The following is an 18,273-nucleotide window of genomic DNA, read 5'->3' on the forward strand; positions in this document are numbered from 1 at the left end:
GTTCGCGCCGGTATGGCAGAATGGACAGCTGAGTACTCGGCAGCCGAGCAGGACCCCTCTCTCCTACGGCTGGCGTGTCCCTTGAACGGCCCACGGCGCAACCCCACGCGACGGCGCGGCCGCTCACCCACGTCAACACCAGGAGAATCCACTCCCGTGGCAGTCAAGATCAAGCTCAAGCGTCTCGGCAAGATTCGCTCCCCGCACTACCGCATCGTCGTCGCCGACTCGCGCACCAAGCGTGACGGCCGCGCGATCGAGGAGATCGGCATCTACCAGCCGACCTACAACCCCTCGAAGATCGAGGTCGACACCGACCGCGCCCAGTACTGGCTGTCCGTCGGCGCCCAGCCGACCGAGCCGGTGCTCGCCATCCTCAAGCTGACCGGCGACTGGCAGAAGTTCAAGGGCCTCCCGGCCCCGGCGCCGCTGCTGGTCGCCGAGCCCAAGGTCGAGGACTTCTCGCACCTGTTCGCGAAGGCCGTCGCCGGCTTCGAGGACGCCACCACCGGTGTTGCCATCACCCCGAAGGCCAAGAAGTCGGACAAGGTCGAGGCTGAGGCCGACGCCGCCGCCGAGGCCTGAGCGTGATCGAGGACGCCCTCGACCACTTGGTGAAGGGCATCGTCGAGCACCCCGACGAGGTGCAGGTGCGCTCGCGCAACCTGCGTCGGGGCAACACCATCGAGGTGCGAGTGCACCCCGATGACCTCGGCAAGGTGATCGGCCGGGGTGGCCGCACGGCGCGCGCACTGCGCACCGTGGTCGGCGCCCTCGGCGGTCGCAACGTCCGGGTCGACCTGGTCGACGTGGACAACATTCGCTGACGCAGCTGCTCGTTCAGCCGTCAGGGCTTGTGAGGCCGACCGGGACGCATGTCGTCCCGGTCGGCCTTCTCGCGTTTCTCGCACTTCCCGCATTCCGTCCCGCTTCAGGAACTCCAGGAGAACGATCACCGTGCAGCTCGTCGTCGGCAAGATCGGCCGCGCCCACGGCATCAGGGGGGACGTCAGCGTCGAGGTCCGCACCGACGAGCCGGAGCTCCGGCTCGGCCCCGGTGCCGTCCTGTTCACCGACCCCGCGTCGGCGGGCCCGCTGACCATCGAGTCCGGCAAGGTGCACAGCGGCCGGCTGCTGCTGCGCTTCGTCGGTGTCAAGGACCGCAACGCGGCGGAGGCGCTGCGGGGCACACTGCTCATCTCCGAGGTCGACCCGGAGGAGAGCCCCGAGGACCCGGAGGAGTACTACGACCACCAGCTGATCGGCCTGGACGTGGTGCTGCTCGACGGAACCCTCGTCGGCGAGCTGACCGAGGTCGTCCACCTGCCGTACCAGGACCTGCTCACGGTGGAGAAGGCCGACGGGACGGAGGTGCTGGTGCCCTTCGTCCGCCAGATCGTGCCGACCATCGACCTGGAGAACCAGCGTGCCGTGATCACCCCGCCGGTCGGCCTGATCGAACCCGAGCAGGCCGAGGTCGCCCGTGGCGCTTCCGCCGAGGGCGAGGACGCCGAGGACGCTGAGGGCACCGAAGGTGCTGAGGACTCCGAGGGTGTCGACGGCGCCGAGGGCGCGGCCGGTGCCAAGGGCGCGGAGGGGTCGGAGTGACGGTGGAGGAGGGCGTCGCGCAGGTCCAGGACGGGATGCGGATCGACGTCGTCTCGATCTTCCCCGAGTACCTGGAACCGCTGAACATCTCGCTGGTCGGCAAGGCCCGCTCCCGCGGCCAGCTGGACGTGCACGTCCACGACCTGCGCGAGTGGACCCACGACGTGCACCGCACCGTGGACGACAGCCCGTACGGCGGCGGCCCCGGCATGGTGATGAAGCCCGAGCCGTGGGGCGAGGCGCTGGACGCGGTGGTCGCCGGCGGGCCCGAGGGCCAGCTGCCGACGCTCGTCGTGCCCACCCCCAGTGGGCGGCCGTTCACGCAGGAACTCGCCCAGGAGCTGGCGAGCCGCCCCTGGCTGGCGTTCACCCCCGCCCGGTACGAGGGCATCGACCGGCGGGTCATCGAGGAGGCGGCCACCCGGATGCCGGTGGTCGAGGCCTCGATCGGCGACTACGTGCTGGCCGGCGGCGAGGTCGCCGTGCTGGTGATGGTCGAGGCGATCGCCCGGCTGCTGCCCGGGGTGCTCGGCAACGCCGAGTCCCACCGGGACGACTCCTTCGCGCCCGGTGCGATGGCCGACCTGCTGGAGGGCCCGGTCTACACCAAGCCCGCCGAGTGGCGCGGCCGGACCGTGCCGGACGTGCTGCTCAGCGGAAACCACGGCCGGATCGCCCGCTGGCGGCGGGAACAGGCCTTCGCCCGGACTCTGGCGAACCGCACCGACCTGGTCGAGCGCTGGCGCTACGGCGCCTTCGACAAGAAGGACCGGGAGGCGCTCAGCGTCCTCGGCCTGGCCTGGGACGAGGAGCTCGGCCGATTTCGGTCCGCGGCTGTCGGTGTGGAAGAATAGGCCGCTGCTGTCTGTTGCTGGGCCCCCTTCGTAGGGGCCACGTGGACCGGCGCCCTCGCCACGGGGGGATCGTCGTCAGCCGATGCGGCCCGCAGCAAACCCCATTGTGACGAACTTCCGTGGGCGGCCCGTGGCGCCTGCGATGGAGAGCAACATGAGCAACAAGCTCGCTGCTGTCGACGCGGCTTCGCTGCGTAGCGACATCCCGGCCTTCCGCGCCGGTGACACCCTGAAGGTCCACGTCCGGGTCATCGAGGGCAACCGCTCCCGTGTCCAGGTCTTCCAGGGCGTCGTCATCCGCCGCCACGGCGCAGGCGTCGGTGAGACCTTCACCGTTCGCAAGGTCAGCTTCAACGTCGGCGTGGAGCGCACCTTCCCGGTGCACACCCCGGTCGTCGAGAAGATCGAGGTCGTGACCCGCGGTGCGGTTCGCCGCGCCAAGCTGTACTACCTGCGTGACCTCCGCGGCAAGGCCGCGAAGATCAAGGAGAAGCGCGACCGCTGATCCACCGTCCTCCGGCCTCGCCGGGGGATCGGATCGCTCCGAGGGGCCGGGCCACCGCACGGTAAGCTCACCCCCCGATGAGCACGCACGAACCACCCGCGGACCGCGACGGCAGTCCCGCACCCACCGGTGCGGACTCGCTGTCGCGGTCCGCGGTCGTTTCCGGGGCCGTCCCGGGGGCCGATGGGGAGCGATCCGGCCCCGGTGGGGACCCGCGGGCGGACGCCGGGGGTGCGCTGGAGGGTGAGGACGCACCAGAGGGTGAGAACGCCTCGGAGGGCGAGCGCGCACCGGAAGGTGAGTGCGCATCGGAGGGCGAGTGCGCACCGGAAGGTGAGAGCGCGCCGGGGGACGAGGAGCCGGGCCACTCGCGCTCGCGGGACCTGTTGCTGCTTGTGGGGATCTGCCTGCTGGCCCTGCTGCTGGTGAACGCCTTCGTCGCGCGCCCGTTCTCGGTGCCGTCCGGGTCGATGGAGGAGACCCTGCGTCCGGGCGACCGGCTGATCGCGAACCAGCTCGCCTACGCTTTCGGGGGCCACCCTCAGCGGGGCGACGTCGTGGTCTTCGACGGGACGGGCTCCTTCCTGCCGGGGTCGGGCGGGCCGACGGGCTTCTGGGACGGGCTGAGCTCGCTCGGCCGGGACCTCGGGCTGGCCCCGGCCGGGAACACGGTCTACGTCAAAAGGGTGATCGGCGTCGGCGGGGACCGGGTGACCAGCACCGGCCCGGGCGGGCCGATCACCGTCAACGGGGTGCCGATCGACGAGTCCTCCTACCTGGCCCCGGGGGACCAGCCGTCGAGCGTGGCCTTCGACGTGGTGGTGCCGACCGGCAAGCTCTGGGTGATGGGGGACCACCGCAGCGCCTCCCGTGACTCCCGCGACCACCTCGGCGAGCCCGGCGGCGGCTTCGTGCCCGAGAGCAGGGTGATCGGCCGGGCGGACTGGGTGGTCTACCCGTTCTCGCGCTTGACCGGCCTGGACCGGCCCGCGGCTTTCGCCGCGACTGCGGGGACAGGCGGTCATGGGGAGCAGGGGTAACAGGGGCAGGGGCCGGCTGGTGGACTGCCCGGCTCCGGAACCGGGCACCGGCGGACCGGTCGGCGCCGGATCCGCAGGTGCCGGACCTGCGGATGCCGACTTCGCGAGTGCCGGGTCTGACGATGCCGGACCGGGAGACGCCTCCCCCGGGGGTGCGGGCCCAGCCGTGGTGCTGCCGGTCCGGGGCCGGGCCGATCGCCGCCGCAGCGCCCGACGCGCGGCCCGGCGGCGCAAGCGGTCGCTGCTGCGGGAGTTCCCGCTGATCATCGTGGTGGCGTTGCTGGTCGCGCTGGTGATGAAGACCTTCCTGCTCCAGGTGTTCGTGATCCCCTCCGGCTCGATGGAGCAGACCATCCAGGTGGGGGACCGGGTGCTGGTGGACAAGCTGACCCCCTGGTTCGGCAGCGAGCCGCAGCGCGGCGACGTGGTGGTGTTCAAGGATCCGGGCGGTTGGCTGGAGAGCGACCACAAGCCGTCCGACGACGGTCCGGTGCTGGGGGCGGCCAAGCAGGTCCTCACCTTCGTCGGGCTGCTGCCGTCGGACAGCGAGCAGGACTTGATCAAACGGGTCATCGGCGTCGGCGGGGACACCGTGGAGTGCTGCGACGCGCAGGGGCGGTTGAGCGTCAATGGCACGCCGGTGGACGAGTCGTACCTCGCGCCCGCCAACCCGCCGTCCCGGCAGCCCTTCAAGGTGCGGGTGCCGCAGGGCCGGCTCTGGGTCATGGGCGACCACCGGGACGTGTCCGCCGACTCCCGCTTCCACATGGGAAACCCGGGTCAGGGGACCATCCCGTTGAGCGGTGTGGTCGGCCGGGCCTTCATGAACGCCTGGCCGCTGGACCGCCTCCATCAACTTGACGTGCCGAGTTCACTCTCCTCGTTGGCGCGGGCTCCGCAGGCGCGCGGAACTGCGCCGGAATCCGTGGGCGTTGGGCCGGTTCCGATGGAACCTCCGCTCGTTATGGGTGTGTTGGGCATCCTTCCGGCCGTCGTTCGCCGGCCGGGGCGGCCGCCCGAGTGAGCCGGGCCGGTCGTCTCGCGGCCGGGCCGCGCGCGTGGGACCGCGAGCCGGATGCCTTGGAGTGATAGAGAAGTGCAGGTGCGGCCGGGAGGTCCCGGTTGTGCGTCGAGGCTGTGCTGGTGTCAGGGGAGCCCGTGATGGGCAGTCCCGAAGCGTCCATGGTCGTGGTGAGCGTGGTGCCCGCTGTGCGGCACTGTGAGCGCGGGCGCGCGGGCGTCCGCACAGCAGGGAGGAGACGTTGTGGGGGATGTGGTGATCGGCGCCCGCTCAGGTGCCGGCGAGCCCGAGGGCTCTGGCGGTCGAGCGGCCCGGTCCGCCGAGTCCGGTGCGCCCTCGGCCTCGGTCGAGGACGCGGCGGCCCAGACCGCCGACGAGCATGGCGACGGGACTGAGGGCCCCACCGGGGGTTCCTCGGAGTCCCACCGGCCCGACGCCGAGTCGGCGGACCAGCCGGAGTCGCAGGCCGCCGGCAAGCAGCGCAAGCAGCGCAAGCAGCGTTCCTTCTGGAAGGAACTGCCGATCCTGGTCGGCATCGCGCTGGTCCTGGCTCTGGTGATCAAGACCTTCTTCGTCCAGGCCTTCTCCATTCCGTCGGAGTCGATGCAGAACACGTTGCAGGTCGGTGACCGTGTCCTGGTGGACAAGTTGACCCCCTGGTTCGGAGCGGAGCCCGAGCGCGGTGAGGTCGTGGTGTTCCACGACCCGGGCGGCTGGCTGAACGACGAGCCGACCCCGCAGAGCAGCAACTCCTTCGTCCGGGGCGTCCAGGACGTGCTCAGCTTCGTCGGCCTGATGCCGTCGGCCAACGAGAAGGACCTGATCAAGCGGGTCATCGCGGTCGGCGGGGACACCGTCGAGTGCGAGGGCACCGGGCCGGTGAAGGTCAACGGCGTCGCGCTCAACGAGCCGTACGTCTACCAGGGCAACACCCCCTGCGGTGACCACCCGTTCGACCCGGTGAAGGTGCCCAACGGCCGGATCTGGGTGATGGGCGACCACCGCGCCGACTCGCTGGACTCCCGCTTCCACATGGACCAGCCGGGTGGCGGCACCGTTCCGGTGGGCAACGTGATCGGGCGGGCCTTCGTCGTGGCCTGGCCGGTCGGCCACTGGTCGACGCTCTCGGTGCCGAACACCTTCGACCAGAAGGGTCTGGCGGCGGCCGCGCCGCTGGCGCCTCCCGTGGCCGGCGCGGTGGGCGCGGTCGCGCTGCTTCCGCTGGTGCGTCGGGTGCGGGAGCGGAGGGGCGGCCGGAAGGACTCCTGAGCTCCACCGGGTTCTCCCCAGCCCTTGCGCGGGCCGTGGTACTGACGAGTAATCTGCTCGGACGTGCCACGGCCCGTCGGCTTTTCCGCCGGTGCCCCCGGCGTGCCAGTGGTGTTCTCCGGTCGGCCAGAGGTGGACGGATTCGATGAGCGGTGTCGTTGAGCAGACGGCCGACCACCCGGCGTCGCCCGCCCGTACGGGCCGTCGGCCAGCGGCGGTGCTGCAGGGCGTCGCGATCGCGCTCGGGCTGGTGCTGATGATCGGCGGTTTCGCCTTGATCGCGATCGACTACCGGCCGTACAGCATCCCGACCGCCTCGATGTCCCCCACGCTTCGGATCGGGGACACCGTGCTCGCCCGGAAGATCGGCGGCGGGGCCGTCGGCCGGGGGGACGTGGTGGTCTTCCGGGACCAGGCCTGGGGTGGCGAGCTCATGGTCAAGCGCGTGGTCGCGGTCGGCGGGGACACCGTCGCGGCCACGGGCAACGACCACCGGCTGACGGTCGACGGACAGGCGGTGGAGGAGCCGTACCTCGCGGCGCAGGGCCCGCAGGGCCCCTCGTTCAGCGTCACGGTGCCGCCGGGGCGGCTGTTCCTGCTCGGCGACAACCGGCTGGGCTCGCTCGACTCCCGCACCCACCTGGAGGTCGACGGCGGGACCGTCCCGGCCGGCGCGGTGGAGGCCAGGGTCGAGGCCACCCTGATGCCGTTCGGCCGGATGGGCGACCTCGGTCGGACCGCGGCCTTCGACGGGCTTCCCGGACCGAAGGCCGGTGCGCCCGGGCCGCTGCAACCGGCGGCCTTCGCGACCGTTGCGGGCGCGGCGCTGATCCTCGTGACTTCGGCGGTGGGCGGGGTGGCGGGCCTGACCCGCCGGCTCAGCCGGGGGCGCAGCTCCTGATCGCGGTCGTCGCGGCCCGGGCCGCTCTGCCGAACATCGCCCCGGACAGCGGCGCCGGGTGGCAGGATCGGTAGCGCCACCGACACGAACGGAAGGAGTGTGGAGCGCTGCCATGACGGCACAACGGCGCAGGGCGGCACGGATCCTGCTGCTGGACGGGCAGGACCGCATCCTTCTCTTCCTGGGCTCCGACCCGGCGACGCCGGGGGAGGCGTGGTGGTTCACGCCCGGCGGCGGCTTGGAGCCCGGGGAGGACGTGCGGGAGGCCGCCGCGCGGGAACTCGTGGAGGAGACCGGCCTGCGGGGTGCGGACCTGGGGCCCTTGGTGGCGTACGGCACGGTGTCGTTCTCCTTTCAGGGGCGGCGTTACGAGCAGGATCAGTGGTTCCATCTGGCCCGGACCACGGAGACGGGTCTCGACCACTCGGGGATGGGCGAGGAACACGCCCAACTGCTCGCGGCGCGCTGGTGGACGGTCGAGGAGCTGAGGGGGACCGCCGAGACGGTCTACCCGGTCGGATTGGCGGACTTCCTGGAGCGGCTGCTGGCCGAGGGCCCGCCGGTCGCTCCGGTGCGGCTCTGAGCGTGGGTGCGGTGGTCCACAATGGGTGGACGTGACAAGTTGAGGGGACGCCTGGATGAGTGCCGAAGATCTCGAGAAGTACGAGACCGAGATGGAGCTCAAGCTCTACCGGGAGTACCGGGACGTCGTCGGCCTGTTCAAGTACGTGATCGAGACCGAGCGACGGTTCTACCTCACCAATGACTACGAGTTGCAGGTGCACTCGGTGCAGGGCGAGGTCTTCTTCGAGGTGTCGATGGCGGATGCGTGGGTCTGGGACATGTACCGGCCGGCCCGGTTCGTCCGCAAGGTCCGGGTGCTGACCTTCAAGGACGTGAACATCGAGGAACTCGCGAAGAGCGATCTGGAGCTGCCCTCGGACGAGTCCGGCTTCGGGAACTGACGTTGGACTGCTCGGACCGGCGTTGTCCAGCTGAATTTCGCGCGATCGGGGCGTCTCACCCCTGCGGGTGACAAAAGTTATCCACAGGCCCGAGTTATCCACAGGGAAGCGGAAATTCCCGGCCCCGCCGTGCGCGACGGTGCAACCTCCACGGCGGAGGTGGTCACCGTGCAGAACACGATCACGCAGGACCAGGCCGTACCGGGCGCGGCCGTACTGGAGCAGGCCGGAGAGGCCGCAGCGGCCGCAGCCGTGCGGGAGGGCAAGAGGGACGGCACCGCGCCGGTCCCGAGCCGCAGTGCCGGTGGCCGCAGTACCAACAACGGGCTCGGCCGCTACGGCGAGCGGGTCGCCGCCCGCCGTCTTGCGGAGGCCGGGCTCCGCATCCTGGACCGGAACTGGCGCTGCGTCGAGGGTGAGTTGGACATCGTCGCCCTCGATGGCGACACCGTGGCGGTCTGCGAGGTGAAGACCCGCTCGGAGCGGGGCTTCCAACAACCCAGCGAGGCCATCGGCCAGGCCAAGGCCGCCCGGTTGCAACGCCTGGCGGAGCGCTGGATGGCCGAACGCTGGCCGGGCCACTTCGCACGGCTGGCCGGTCCCGGGTACGACCCCGGGCCCACGGACCCGCACTGGCCACCCGCTCCGCCCGGGGGCGTGCGGATCGACCTGGTGGCCGTGGTCAACCGGGCCCGGGGTGCGGCCCTGGTCGACCACCTGCGGGGGGTGGTCTGAGATGGCCTTCGCCCGTACCTGTTCCGTCGCGCTGGTCGGCGTCGACGGAGTGATCGTCGAGGTCCAGGCCGATCTGGAGCCCGGGGTGGCCGCGTTCACCCTGGTCGGCCTGCCCGACAAGGCGCTGTCCGAGGCCCGCGACCGGGTGCGCGCGGCCGTGGTCAACAGTGGTGAGGCCTGGCCGCAGCGCAAGCTGACCGTCGGGCTCAGTCCGGCCTCGGTGCCCAAGAGCGGCAGTGGCTTCGACCTCGCGGTGGCCTGCGCCGTCCTGGCCGCGGCCGAGCGGCTCGACCCCTCCTCCATCGCCGAGCTGCTGATCATCGGCGAACTCGGGCTGGACGGCCGGGTGCGGCCCGTCCGAGGGGTGCTGCCGTCGGTGCTGGCTGCGGCCGACGCGGGATACCAGCGGGTCGTGGTCGCGGAGCAGACCGCGCCCGAGGCCTCGCTCGTCCCGGGCGTGACCGTGATCGGCGTCCGCAGCCTGCGGCAGCTGATCGCCGTCCTGACCGGCGCGCCCGCGCCGGAGGAGCCGCCCGACCCGATCGGCGGCCGGCCGGATCCGCTGATGGCCGGCCTGATGCTGCCCAGCGCCGGCGTCCGGGGACTGGCCGACGACAAGTCGGCGCGCCTCGACCTGGCCGACGTGGCCGGACAGTACGAGGCCCGGCGCGCCCTGGAGATCGCCGCCGCCGGCGGTCACCACCTGTACCTCAAGGGCCCGCCGGGCGCGGGCAAGACGATGCTGGCGGAGCGGCTGCCCTCGCTGCTCCCGCCACTGACCCAGAAGGAGGCTCTGGAGGTCACCGCCGTGCACTCGGTGGCCGGGCTGCTCCCGGCCGGGCGCCCGCTCATCGGCACTGCGCCGTACTGCGCCCCGCACCACTCCACGACGATGCCGGCGATCGTCGGCGGCGGCAGCGGCCTGCCGAGACCGGGGGCGGTCTCGCTGGCCCACCGTGGCGTGCTGTTCCTGGACGAGGCGCCGGAGTTTCCGGTCCGGGTGCTCGACTCACTGCGCCAGCCGCTGGAGTCGGGCGAGGTGGTGATCGCCCGCTCGGCCGGCTCACTCCGGCTCCCGGCCAGGTTCCTGCTCTGCCTGGCCGCCAACCCCTGCCCGTGCGGCCGGCATTCACGGCGGGGCGAGGGGTGCGAGTGCACTCCTGCGATGGTCAGCCGCTACCAGGGGCGGCTTTCCGGGCCGCTGCTGGACCGGGTCGACCTCCAGGTCCAGGTCGCCCCGGTGACGAGGATCGAACTCATGGAACGGGACGCCACGGCGGAGAACACCGAGACCGTCGCGGCCCGGGTGCTGGCCGCGCGGGAACGGGCGGCGGCCCGGCTGGCGGCCACCCCGTGGCGGACCAACGCGGAAGTCCCGGGCCACGAACTGCGGACCCGCTGGCAGCTTGCCCCCGGAGCACTGAACGATGCCGCCCGCCAGTTGGAGCGAGGGCTGCTGACCGCCCGCGGCCTGGACCGGGTGCTCCGAGTCGCCTGGACGGTCGCCGACCTCGCCGGTCGCGACCGGCCGGACCAGCAGGACGTCCGCACCGCACTGGTCCTGCGCACCGGCGTCGAACAGGGGCTGCCGCTGGCCGCGCGGGTCTACGGCCGACTCGGTGGCATCCCGGCCCAGCGCAGCCGGCCGGTCGACGAACCGCCCGAAGGGCAGAGCTGGTCGGGCCGGTTCGAGAAGCCCGACCGTCCCGACTGCCCCGACCCGGAGAGTCCTGCCCTGGAGAGTCCTGGTCCGGAGAGTCCTCGTCCGGAGAGTCCTGGTCAACCGGACCGCACCGATGCCCCTGGCAGATCCACCCGGTCCGGCTCCGCCAAGCGCCCCGGGAGACACGACCAGCACCTGGCGAACGAGGGCGGTGAGGCATGAAGCCGATGATGACGCAGCTTCAGCCTCCCGGCCGGGCGGAGTCCGGGTCCGGTCCCGATCCGGAGCGCCTCGCCCGCGCCGTGCTCAGCCGACTGAGCGAGCCCGGGGACGCGGTGGTCGGCCGGTGGCTCGGTCAGCTCTCCGCAGCCGACGTCGTCCAGGCGATCCGTGACGGGACGGTGCCCGCGCACCCCGGGCTGGACGGGCCCCGGCTGGCCGGCTACCAGGCGAGACTCCCCGGTCTGGACCCGGCCGAGGACCTGGAACGGGTACGAGCCATCGGTGGACGCTTCATCATTCCGGGGGACACGGAATGGCCCAGCCAACTGGACGATCTGGGTGACGGGCGCCCGATCGGGCTCTGGACGACCGGCACGGGTTCGCTGCGGCTGCTCGCGCTCCGCTCGGTGGCGATGGTCGGTTCCCGGGCCTGCACGGCCTACGGCGCCCACGTCGCGGGGGAGCTGTCGGCCCAACTGGCCGAGCGAGGTTGGGTCGTGGTGTCCGGAGCCGCCTACGGGATCGACGCGGCCGCCCACCGAGGGGCGCTCTCCGTCGGCGGGATGACCATCGCGGTGCTCGCCTGCGGGGTCGACGTGGCCTACCCGAAGGGGAACGCCGAACTGATCCGGCGGATCGGCGCCCAGGGGCTGCTGGTCAGTGAACTCCCGCCCGGGGAGCACCCGAACCGCTTCCGCTTCGTGCTCCGCAACCGGGTCATCGCGGCGCTCACCCGGGGCACGGTGGTGGTCGAGGCGGCGATGCGCAGCGGTGCGCTGAGCACGGCCAGACGGGCGCGGGACCTCAACCGCCACACCATGGGCGTCGCCGGCCCGGTGACCTCGGAACTCTCGGCCGGGGTGCACGCCCTGATCCGCAGCGGCGGCGCCACGCTGGTCACCGACTCCGCCGAGATCGCCGAACTGATCGGAGCGATCGGGGACGACCTGGCGCCGCAGCGGAGCGGACCGGTCCTGCCCAGGGATCTGCTGGAGCCGGCGGTGGCCCGGGTGCTGGAGGCCGTCCCGGCGACGGCGGAGGGTGCGCCGATCGAGCGGTTGGCCCGGCAGTCCGGACTCCCGCCGGACGAAGTGCTGCAGCGGCTCTACGAGTTGGGCTCGCTCGGTTACGTCGAGCGGCACGGCGCGCACTGGCGCCTGGTGCGGAGGAGGTGACGGTCGGAACGAAGCGCACATCCGTGTCGTGGGGATGGAGTGTCGGAATCGCCCGGCTGACCTGCTGATCCGGTTCGTCCGTTCGCGTGCCCGGATCCGGTGGCGCGAACGCCACCGGATCGGGGGACGACCGAGTGGCGGTAGCGCATTGCAGCGAGTCGGTCACGCTACGCTCCACATGCCTTCCCTATCAGCACATGACTCGGCAGAACGGCGCAGACCAACGCATGCCCACACACATTCCCGGACACAGAGTGACCGGTGGCGCCCGGTCCTCGGGAGTGCCGCGGACCGAGCGGCGCCCCGTGACCGAGTTCCCGCCCAAGGCGACGGGGACGATGGGAGGCCTGTCGCGCCAGGGCGGTCGGCCGACGGCGGTGCCGGGCCAGCCCGTCGACGCGGTCGCCGCCGCCACCACCACCGGCGACGGCTCAGCCCGCCCGATCGCTGCCGGCGCCCTGCCACCGGACGGCACTCCTCCGCCAGGCCCGGAGCAGGGGCCGGGCGGTCAGGGCCCCGGAGCCCCGGGGCGCACCGCGCTCGAAGAGCTCTGGCGCTCCTACAAGGAGACCGGCGACCAGCGGCTGCGCGAGCAGCTGATCCTGCACTACTCACCGCTCGTCAAGTACGTGGCGGGCCGGGTCGGGGTCGGCCTGCCCTCCAACGTCGAGCAGGCCGACTTCGTCTCCTCGGGGGTCTTCGGGCTGATCGACGCGATCGAGAAGTTCGACGTCGACCGCGCCATCAAGTTCGAGACCTACGCGATCAGCCGGATCCGCGGCGCGATCATCGACGAACTGCGTGCCCTGGACTGGATCCCGCGTTCGGTGCGGCAGAAGGCGAAGGCCGTCGAGCGGACGTACGCGACGCTGGAGGCCCGGCTGCGCCGTACGCCGCACGAGCCCGAGGTCGCTGCCGAGATGGGCATCGCGATCGAGGATCTGCACGCGATCTTCAGCCAGCTGTCGCTGGCCAACGTGGTGGCCCTGGACGAACTGCTGCACCCGGTGGGGGAGGGCGGCGACCGGCTGAGCCTGATGGACACCCTGGTGGACCACGGCGCCGACAACCCGGTCGAGGTGGCCGAGGACCGCGAGCTGCGCAGGCTGCTGGCCCAGGCGGTCAACACCCTCCCCGAGCGGGAGAAGACCGTGGTGACGCTCTACTACTACGAGGGCCTCACCCTCGCCGAGATCGGCCAGGTGCTGGGGGTGACGGAGAGCCGGGTGAGCCAGATCCACACCAAGTCCGTCCTCCAGCTGCGCGCCAAGCTGTCGGACATCCGGTAGCGAGGGCCGGGGTCGTCCCGGCCCGGCCGACCTCCGGGCCGGACCTCCGGGTTGCGCGCCCACTCGCACGCCTCGCCGCGCGCCCGCGCGCCCTCGCTCCCCGCCCAGATGCGCGGCGCCGTACCGGCCGCAGGTAGGGCTCCGTACAGTGGGAGCGTGCCGAAGATCCGAGCGGCCACGGTGGCCGAGCATCGCCAGCTGCAGCGTGCAGCCCTCCTTGACGCTGCCCGCACCCTGCTCACGGAGGGCGGTATGGAGGCGCTGACCTTCCCCGCGCTCGCTGCGCGCACTTCCCTGGCGCGCTCCTCGGTCTACGAGTACTTCCGCTCCCGGGCCGCCGTGGTCGAGGCGCTCTGCGAGGTGGACTTCCCGCTCTGGGCTGCCGAGATCGAGGCCGGGATGGAGAGCTGCGACAGCGCGGCCGACCGGATCGAGGCCTATGTCCGCGGCCAGCTGGCGTTGGCCGCGGACCCGCGCCACCGGGCGGTGGTGGCGATCTCCGCGCTCGAACTCGACGAGGCCGCGCGCGAGCGCATCCGGGCGGCGCACGGCAAGTTGGTCGGTCTGGTCGTCCGGGCCCTGGAGGATCTCGGTCACGCGCAGCCCCGGCTCGCTGCGGCGCTGCTCCAAGGGGTCGTGGAGGCGGCCGTGCGCCGGGCTGAGCAAGTGGCGGCGGGGGACCGCGCCGGGTGTGCGGCCGAGCGCCCCGAGCTGATCGCGGACGCCGCCGTGGCCATGGCCCTGCACGGCCTCGACCGGGCCTGAGCCGCCATCCGGCCCGGTCCCGTCCGGTCCATCCGGTTCAGCTGATTCGTCAGGTGCGTCCGGCGCCGCCCAGCGGCAGCAGCCGCGCCGCTCCCGCGCCGAACAGGGCCAGCGGGTCGAGGTAGCGTCCGCCGCGCAGCAGCCCCCAGTGCAGGCAGTCCCGCGCTGGACAGTGCCGTCCGTCGGGGACGAGCCGCCCGATCACCTGTCCGGCGGGTACCTCGGTGCCGACCGGGGCGGTGCCGGCGACGGGCAGGTAGGTGGTCCGCAAGGGGGGCGACCCCGAGCCGGGGTGGGTGACGGTCACCACCGGGCGCCCCGCCACCAGCCCGGAGAACGTGACCACCCCGGCGGCAGCCGCCCGTACCTCCGCCCCGGGCGCGGCGGCGAGGTCCACTCCCCGGTGTCCGGCGGCCCATGGCGTGGCCGGTGGTTCGAACCGCCCGAGCACCCCGCCGGGCCCGCCCACCGGCCAGGCCCGCGCACTGCCCGAACCGATCCGGCCGGGCTCGCCGCCTCGGCCAGTACCTCCGGTACCCCCGTCCGGACCTGGGCCGGCACCGCCGCTGAGAGCGGCGCCCCGCGCCGCGCCGCCCGAGACCAACAGCACCAGTGCCGCCAGCACGGCGACGAGCCCCCGCAGCACACCAAACGAGCGCGGCCCCAACCGGTCCGGCCCCAAGCGGTCCGGACCGACGGCGGACGGAATCGGGCACCCAGCATGAGCAGTCATGCCCCGAGGCTTGCTGCGCCGCCGCCCCGGTGCCACCCACTTCCGGACTCCTGTGGACAAACCGCCCTCGTGTCCTGATCCCATCCCTCCAGCGGGTGTACGGATGCCGCCATCCGGTGTACAAGCACCGCGGCAGCAGCGCTCCCGGGGCCCGGCCGGCCCGCTTCCGGTCCTCCTCCGGTCCTCTCCTCCGGTCCGTCTCCGGCCCGTCTCGGCCCAGCTCCCGCCAGCGCGGATCCGCCCGCCCAGGGCCTCCGCCGGTCACGGAGTCGCCCGCCCCGCAGCGCTTCCCGTACACTTCACACGCGACCCGGTCCGCCGGGTCGACTTCGCACGCCCCGCCACCGGTGGACGGACGCGGCCCGGCCGCTGCCCCCGCCAGGTGCGAGTGCCGCTCGGTCCGCCGAGCCCGCCTGGTCCCCGGACCGTGCGGGTTCAAGCGGCTCGGCACGTTCGGGGCGTCAGGCGTGGCTGTCACCTGGCTGCCACGGACAAACCGAGCCTGACCCGGCCGGACGCACCGCGCGAGCGGGGAGCGCCACCGCGCGAACCCGCCGTCCGTTGCGCGACCGCCGGGCCGTAACACCTGAGGAGCACGGCTATGGCCGTCGTCACGATGCGGGAGCTGCTGGAGAGCGGCGTCCACTTCGGTCACCAGACCCGCCGTTGGAACCCGAAGATGAAGCGCTTCATCATCACGGAGCGCAACGGCATCTACATCATCGACCTCCTGCAGTCGCTGAACTACATCGACCGCGCCTTCGAGTTCATCAAGGAGACCGTTGCCCACGGCGGCAGCGTCCTCTTCGTCGGCACGAAGAAGCAGGCCCAGGAGGCCATCGCCGAGCAGGCCACCCGCGTGGGCATGCCCTACGTGAACCAGCGCTGGCTCGGCGGCATGCTGACCAACTTCTCGACCGTCTACAAGCGCCTGCAGCGCCTGAAGGAGCTCGGCGAGCTGGACTTCTCGGACGTGGCCGGTTCCGGCCTCACCAAGAAGGAGCTCCTGGTCCTCCAGCGCGAGCACGACAAGCTGGAGAAGACCCTCGGCGGTATCCGTGACATGCAGCGCGTTCCCAGCGCCGTGTGGATCGTGGACACCAAGAAGGAGCACATCGCGGTCGGCGAGGCCCGGAAGCTCAACATCCCGGTCGTCGCCATCCTCGACACCAACTGTGACCCCGACGAGGTCGACTACAAGATCCCGGGCAACGACGACGCGATCCGCTCCGTCACCCTGCTGACCCGCGTGATCGCCGACGCCGTGGCCGAGGGTCTGAAGGCCCGCGCCGGTGTCGCCAAGGGCGACGTCAAGGCCGAGCCGGGCGCCGACCAGCCGCTGGCCGACTGGGAGAAGGACCTCATCGAGGGCGAGAAGAAGGCCGAGGAGGCCCCCGCCGCCGCCGAGGCTCCGGCCGCTGAGGCCCCCGCCGCCGAGGCTCCGGCCGTCGAGGCCCCCGCCGCCGAGGCGCCGGCCGAGCAGGCCTGACGTACCAAGGGTGAGGGGCACCCGCCGGTACGACACCGGTAGGTGCCCCTCTCTCCCGCGCCGGGACCGAATCATCGGTCCCGGCGTCTCCCCACGCAGACACGCGAGACGCGAGAAGAGATTCACACCATGGCGAACTTCACCGCCGCGGACGTCAAGAAGCTCCGTGAGCTCACCGGCGCCGGCATGATGGACTGCAAGAAGGCTCTGGACGAGGCTGAGGGCAACGTCGAGAAGGCCGTCGAGCTCCTGCGCATCAAGGGCCAGAAGGGCGTTGCCAAGCGCGAGGGCCGTGACGCCTCCAACGGCGCCGTCGCCGCGCTGATCGCCGAGGACAAGAAGTCCGGCGTTCTGGTCGAGCTGAACTGCGAGACCGACTTCGTCGCCAAGGGTGACAACTTCGTCAAGGTCGCCGACGCGATCGCCGCTCACGTGGCCAAGACCGCCCCGGCCGACCTGGACGCCGCCCTGGCGTCCGAGATCGAGGCCGGCAAGACCGTCCAGCAGTTCGTCGACGAGGCCAATGCGACCCTGGGCGAGAAGATCGTCTTCCGTCGCTTCGCCCAGTTCGACGGTGACGGCTTCGTCGCGGTCTACCTGCACAAGACCAGCCCCGACCTGCCGCCGGCCGTCGGCGTCCTGGTCGAGCTGGACAAGGAGAACGCCGAGGTCGCGAAGGACGTCGCGCAGCACATCGCCGCGTTCGCGCCGAAGTTCCTGTCCCGCGAGGAGATCCCGGCCGAGGACCTCGAGAACGAGCGTCGCGTCGCCGAGGCCACCGCGCGCGAGGAGGGCAAGCCCGAGGCCGCCCTGCCGAAGATCGTCGAGGGTCGCGTCACCGGCTTCGTCAAGGAGAACTCCGTCCTGGAGCAGGCCTTCGCGAAGGACAACAAGAAGACCGTCGCCAAGGTCCTCGAGGAGAACGGCGTCGCCCTCAAGCGCTTCGCCCGCTTCCGCGTCGGCGCCTGAGCCACGTTCCACCTGGTTCCCGGCACCCTTACGCTGGGAACCGCCCCCGCCCGTTGACCGGGGCGGGCGGAACGCCGAACGGGCTCACCCAGTGCCAACCGTCCACGGGCGGGCCGCGTCGGCACCATGAACGACGAGGAGGCCATTGCCGTGCAGGACACCGAACCGGTTCCCGCGGCAGTGGCCTCCTCTCGCGTACGCGCAGGCCGGGCATCCGCACACCCGCGCCTGTGAGCCAGTAGGTGCAAAAAGGAGAAGTCCATGCAGGAGACGCAGGAGACCGCGCAGGACCCCAAGGCCGGCTCGCGCCGCCGGGTGCTGCTCAAGCTGTCCGGTGAAGCCTTTGCCGGTGGTGGCGGACTCGGCGTCGACCCGGACGTCGTGCACGCGATCGCCCGGGAGATCGCCACCGTCGTCCGTGCCGGTACCGAGGTCGCGGTGGTCATCGGTGGCGGCAACTTCTTCCGGGGCGCCGAGTTGCAGGTCCGCGGCATGGACCGGGCGCGCTCCGACTACATGGGCATGCTCGGCACCGTGATGAACTGCCTGGCGCTGCAGGACTTCCTGGTCAAGGAAGGCATCGAGACCCGGGTCCAGACCGCGATCACCATGGGCCAGGTCGCCGAGCCGTACCTGCCGCTGCGGGCCGTCCGGCACCTGGAGAAGGGCCGTGTGGTGATCTTCGGCGCCGGTATGGGCATGCCGTACTTCTCGACCGACACCACCGCCGTCCAGCGGGCCCTGGAGATCCACGCCGACGTCCTGCTGATGGGCAAGAACGGCGTGGACGGCGTCTACGACTCGGACCCCCGGACCAACCCGGACGCGGTGAAGTTCGACGCGCTGGAGTACTCCGAGGTCATCGCGCGCGACCTCAAGGTCGCCGACCTCACCGCGATCACGCTGTGCAAGGACAACAACCTCCCGATGCTGGTCTTCGAGCTGCTGGCGGAGGGCAATATCGCGCGCGCGGTGAAGAGTGAGAAGATCGGCACACTCATCAGCCAGGATTCTGTCCGGGCCTGAGCAGCAATCAGCCGTACGGGACGGCGCCGTCGCCGTGACCGGCC

General features: G+C 71.9%; 19 protein-coding genes and 1 pseudogene. 19 read left to right on the plus strand and 1 reads right to left on the minus strand.

The genetic code is table 11. The features are described from left to right. The first annotated feature begins 156 nt into the window (after positions 1–156). The 16 genes and pseudogenes from rpsP (at position 157) to ACIQVZ_RS29640 (ending at position 14,012) form a co-directional block, all read left to right on the plus strand. Positions 157–585 (plus strand): 30S ribosomal protein S16, encoded by a 429-nt coding sequence (gene rpsP / locus ACIQVZ_RS29565; protein ID WP_063347676.1) that lies wholly within the window; start codon positions 157–159, stop codon positions 583–585. A 2-nt stretch (positions 586–587) separates the two neighbouring features. Continuing rightward, complete coding sequence (locus tag ACIQVZ_RS29570; protein ID WP_030056773.1) at positions 588–827, plus strand: RNA-binding protein; 240 nt, start codon at positions 588–590, stop codon at positions 825–827. A 130-nt stretch (positions 828–957) separates the two neighbouring features. Next, entirely contained in the window at positions 958–1,608 is a 651-nt protein-coding gene (gene rimM, locus ACIQVZ_RS29575) for a ribosome maturation factor RimM (protein WP_402454069.1), read from the plus strand. A gap of 35 nt (positions 1,609–1,643) precedes the next feature. Further along, a complete protein-coding gene (trmD, locus tag ACIQVZ_RS29580; protein WP_350882980.1) occupies positions 1,644–2,462 on the plus strand; it encodes a tRNA (guanosine(37)-N1)-methyltransferase TrmD in 819 nt (272 codons plus the stop codon). A 154-nt stretch (positions 2,463–2,616) separates the two neighbouring features. After that, entirely contained in the window at positions 2,617–2,967 is a 351-nt protein-coding gene (rplS, locus tag ACIQVZ_RS29585) for a 50S ribosomal protein L19 (protein WP_063347674.1), read from the plus strand. Between the two features lie 386 nt (positions 2,968–3,353). Next, positions 3,354–4,007, plus strand: coding sequence for a signal peptidase I (lepB, locus tag ACIQVZ_RS29590; protein WP_402454070.1), 654 nt, complete (start codon positions 3,354–3,356; stop codon positions 4,005–4,007). A gap of 166 nt (positions 4,008–4,173) precedes the next feature. Further along, a complete protein-coding gene (gene lepB / locus ACIQVZ_RS29595) occupies positions 4,174–5,031 on the plus strand; it encodes a signal peptidase I (RefSeq protein ID WP_402454072.1) in 858 nt (285 codons plus the stop codon). A gap of 240 nt (positions 5,032–5,271) precedes the next feature. After that, entirely contained in the window at positions 5,272–6,297 is a 1,026-nt protein-coding gene (lepB, locus tag ACIQVZ_RS29600; protein ID WP_402454074.1) for a signal peptidase I, read from the plus strand. A gap of 145 nt (positions 6,298–6,442) precedes the next feature. Then, the gene (gene lepB / locus ACIQVZ_RS29605; RefSeq protein WP_402454076.1) at positions 6,443–7,198 is read left to right on the plus strand and encodes a signal peptidase I; all 756 of its coding nucleotides are present in this window, start codon (positions 6,443–6,445) and stop codon (positions 7,196–7,198) included. A gap of 112 nt (positions 7,199–7,310) precedes the next feature. Further along, complete coding sequence (locus ACIQVZ_RS29610; RefSeq protein WP_402454078.1) at positions 7,311–7,781, plus strand: NUDIX hydrolase; 471 nt, start codon at positions 7,311–7,313, stop codon at positions 7,779–7,781. Positions 7,782–7,836: 55 nt separating this feature from the next. Continuing rightward, positions 7,837–8,163, plus strand: a complete 327-nt coding sequence (locus ACIQVZ_RS29615) for a DUF2469 domain-containing protein (protein WP_030056781.1) — start codon at positions 7,837–7,839, stop codon at positions 8,161–8,163. Between the two features lie 168 nt (positions 8,164–8,331). Continuing rightward, positions 8,332–8,898, plus strand: coding sequence for a YraN family protein (locus ACIQVZ_RS29620; RefSeq protein ID WP_402454079.1), 567 nt, complete (start codon positions 8,332–8,334; stop codon positions 8,896–8,898). A gap of 1 nt (position 8,899) precedes the next feature. Further along, positions 8,900–10,498 (plus strand): annotated as a pseudogene (locus ACIQVZ_RS29625) (YifB family Mg chelatase-like AAA ATPase); the annotation flags it as partial. A gap of 293 nt (positions 10,499–10,791) precedes the next feature. Further along, complete coding sequence (dprA, locus tag ACIQVZ_RS29630; RefSeq protein WP_402454081.1) at positions 10,792–11,958, plus strand: DNA-processing protein DprA; 1,167 nt, start codon at positions 10,792–10,794, stop codon at positions 11,956–11,958. A gap of 305 nt (positions 11,959–12,263) precedes the next feature. Next, positions 12,264–13,247, plus strand: coding sequence for an RNA polymerase sigma factor WhiG (whiG, locus tag ACIQVZ_RS29635; protein ID WP_402454083.1), 984 nt, complete (start codon positions 12,264–12,266; stop codon positions 13,245–13,247). 180 nt (positions 13,248–13,427) lie between these two features. Continuing rightward, on the plus strand, positions 13,428–14,012 hold the full coding sequence (locus tag ACIQVZ_RS29640) for a helix-turn-helix domain-containing protein (RefSeq protein ID WP_350882976.1): 585 nt from the start codon (positions 13,428–13,430) through the stop codon (positions 14,010–14,012). A gap of 49 nt (positions 14,013–14,061) precedes the next feature. Here the strand turns inward: ACIQVZ_RS29640 and ACIQVZ_RS29645 are convergent, their stop codons facing one another. After that, positions 14,062–14,409, minus strand: coding sequence for a M23 family metallopeptidase (locus tag ACIQVZ_RS29645; protein WP_350882886.1), 348 nt, complete (start codon positions 14,407–14,409; stop codon positions 14,062–14,064). Positions 14,410–15,346: 937 nt separating this feature from the next. Between ACIQVZ_RS29645 and rpsB the strand changes: the two genes are divergently transcribed. From rpsB to pyrH, 3 genes are all read left to right on the plus strand, one after another. Beyond that, on the plus strand, positions 15,347–16,234 hold the full coding sequence (gene rpsB, locus ACIQVZ_RS29650) for a 30S ribosomal protein S2 (RefSeq protein ID WP_402454086.1): 888 nt from the start codon (positions 15,347–15,349) through the stop codon (positions 16,232–16,234). 129 nt (positions 16,235–16,363) lie between these two features. Next, a complete protein-coding gene (gene tsf, locus ACIQVZ_RS29655) occupies positions 16,364–17,203 on the plus strand; it encodes a translation elongation factor Ts (RefSeq protein WP_063347667.1) in 840 nt (279 codons plus the stop codon). 261 nt (positions 17,204–17,464) lie between these two features. Then, positions 17,465–18,229: a UMP kinase gene (gene pyrH, locus ACIQVZ_RS29660; RefSeq protein ID WP_030056790.1), complete on the plus strand. Its 765-nt coding sequence runs from the start codon at positions 17,465–17,467 to the stop codon at positions 18,227–18,229. The last annotated feature ends 44 nt before the right edge of the window (positions 18,230–18,273 follow it).

The sequence above is a fragment of the Kitasatospora sp. NPDC098663 genome (assembly GCF_044760075.1).
Taxonomy (GTDB): Bacteria; Actinomycetota; Actinomycetes; order Streptomycetales; family Streptomycetaceae; genus Kitasatospora.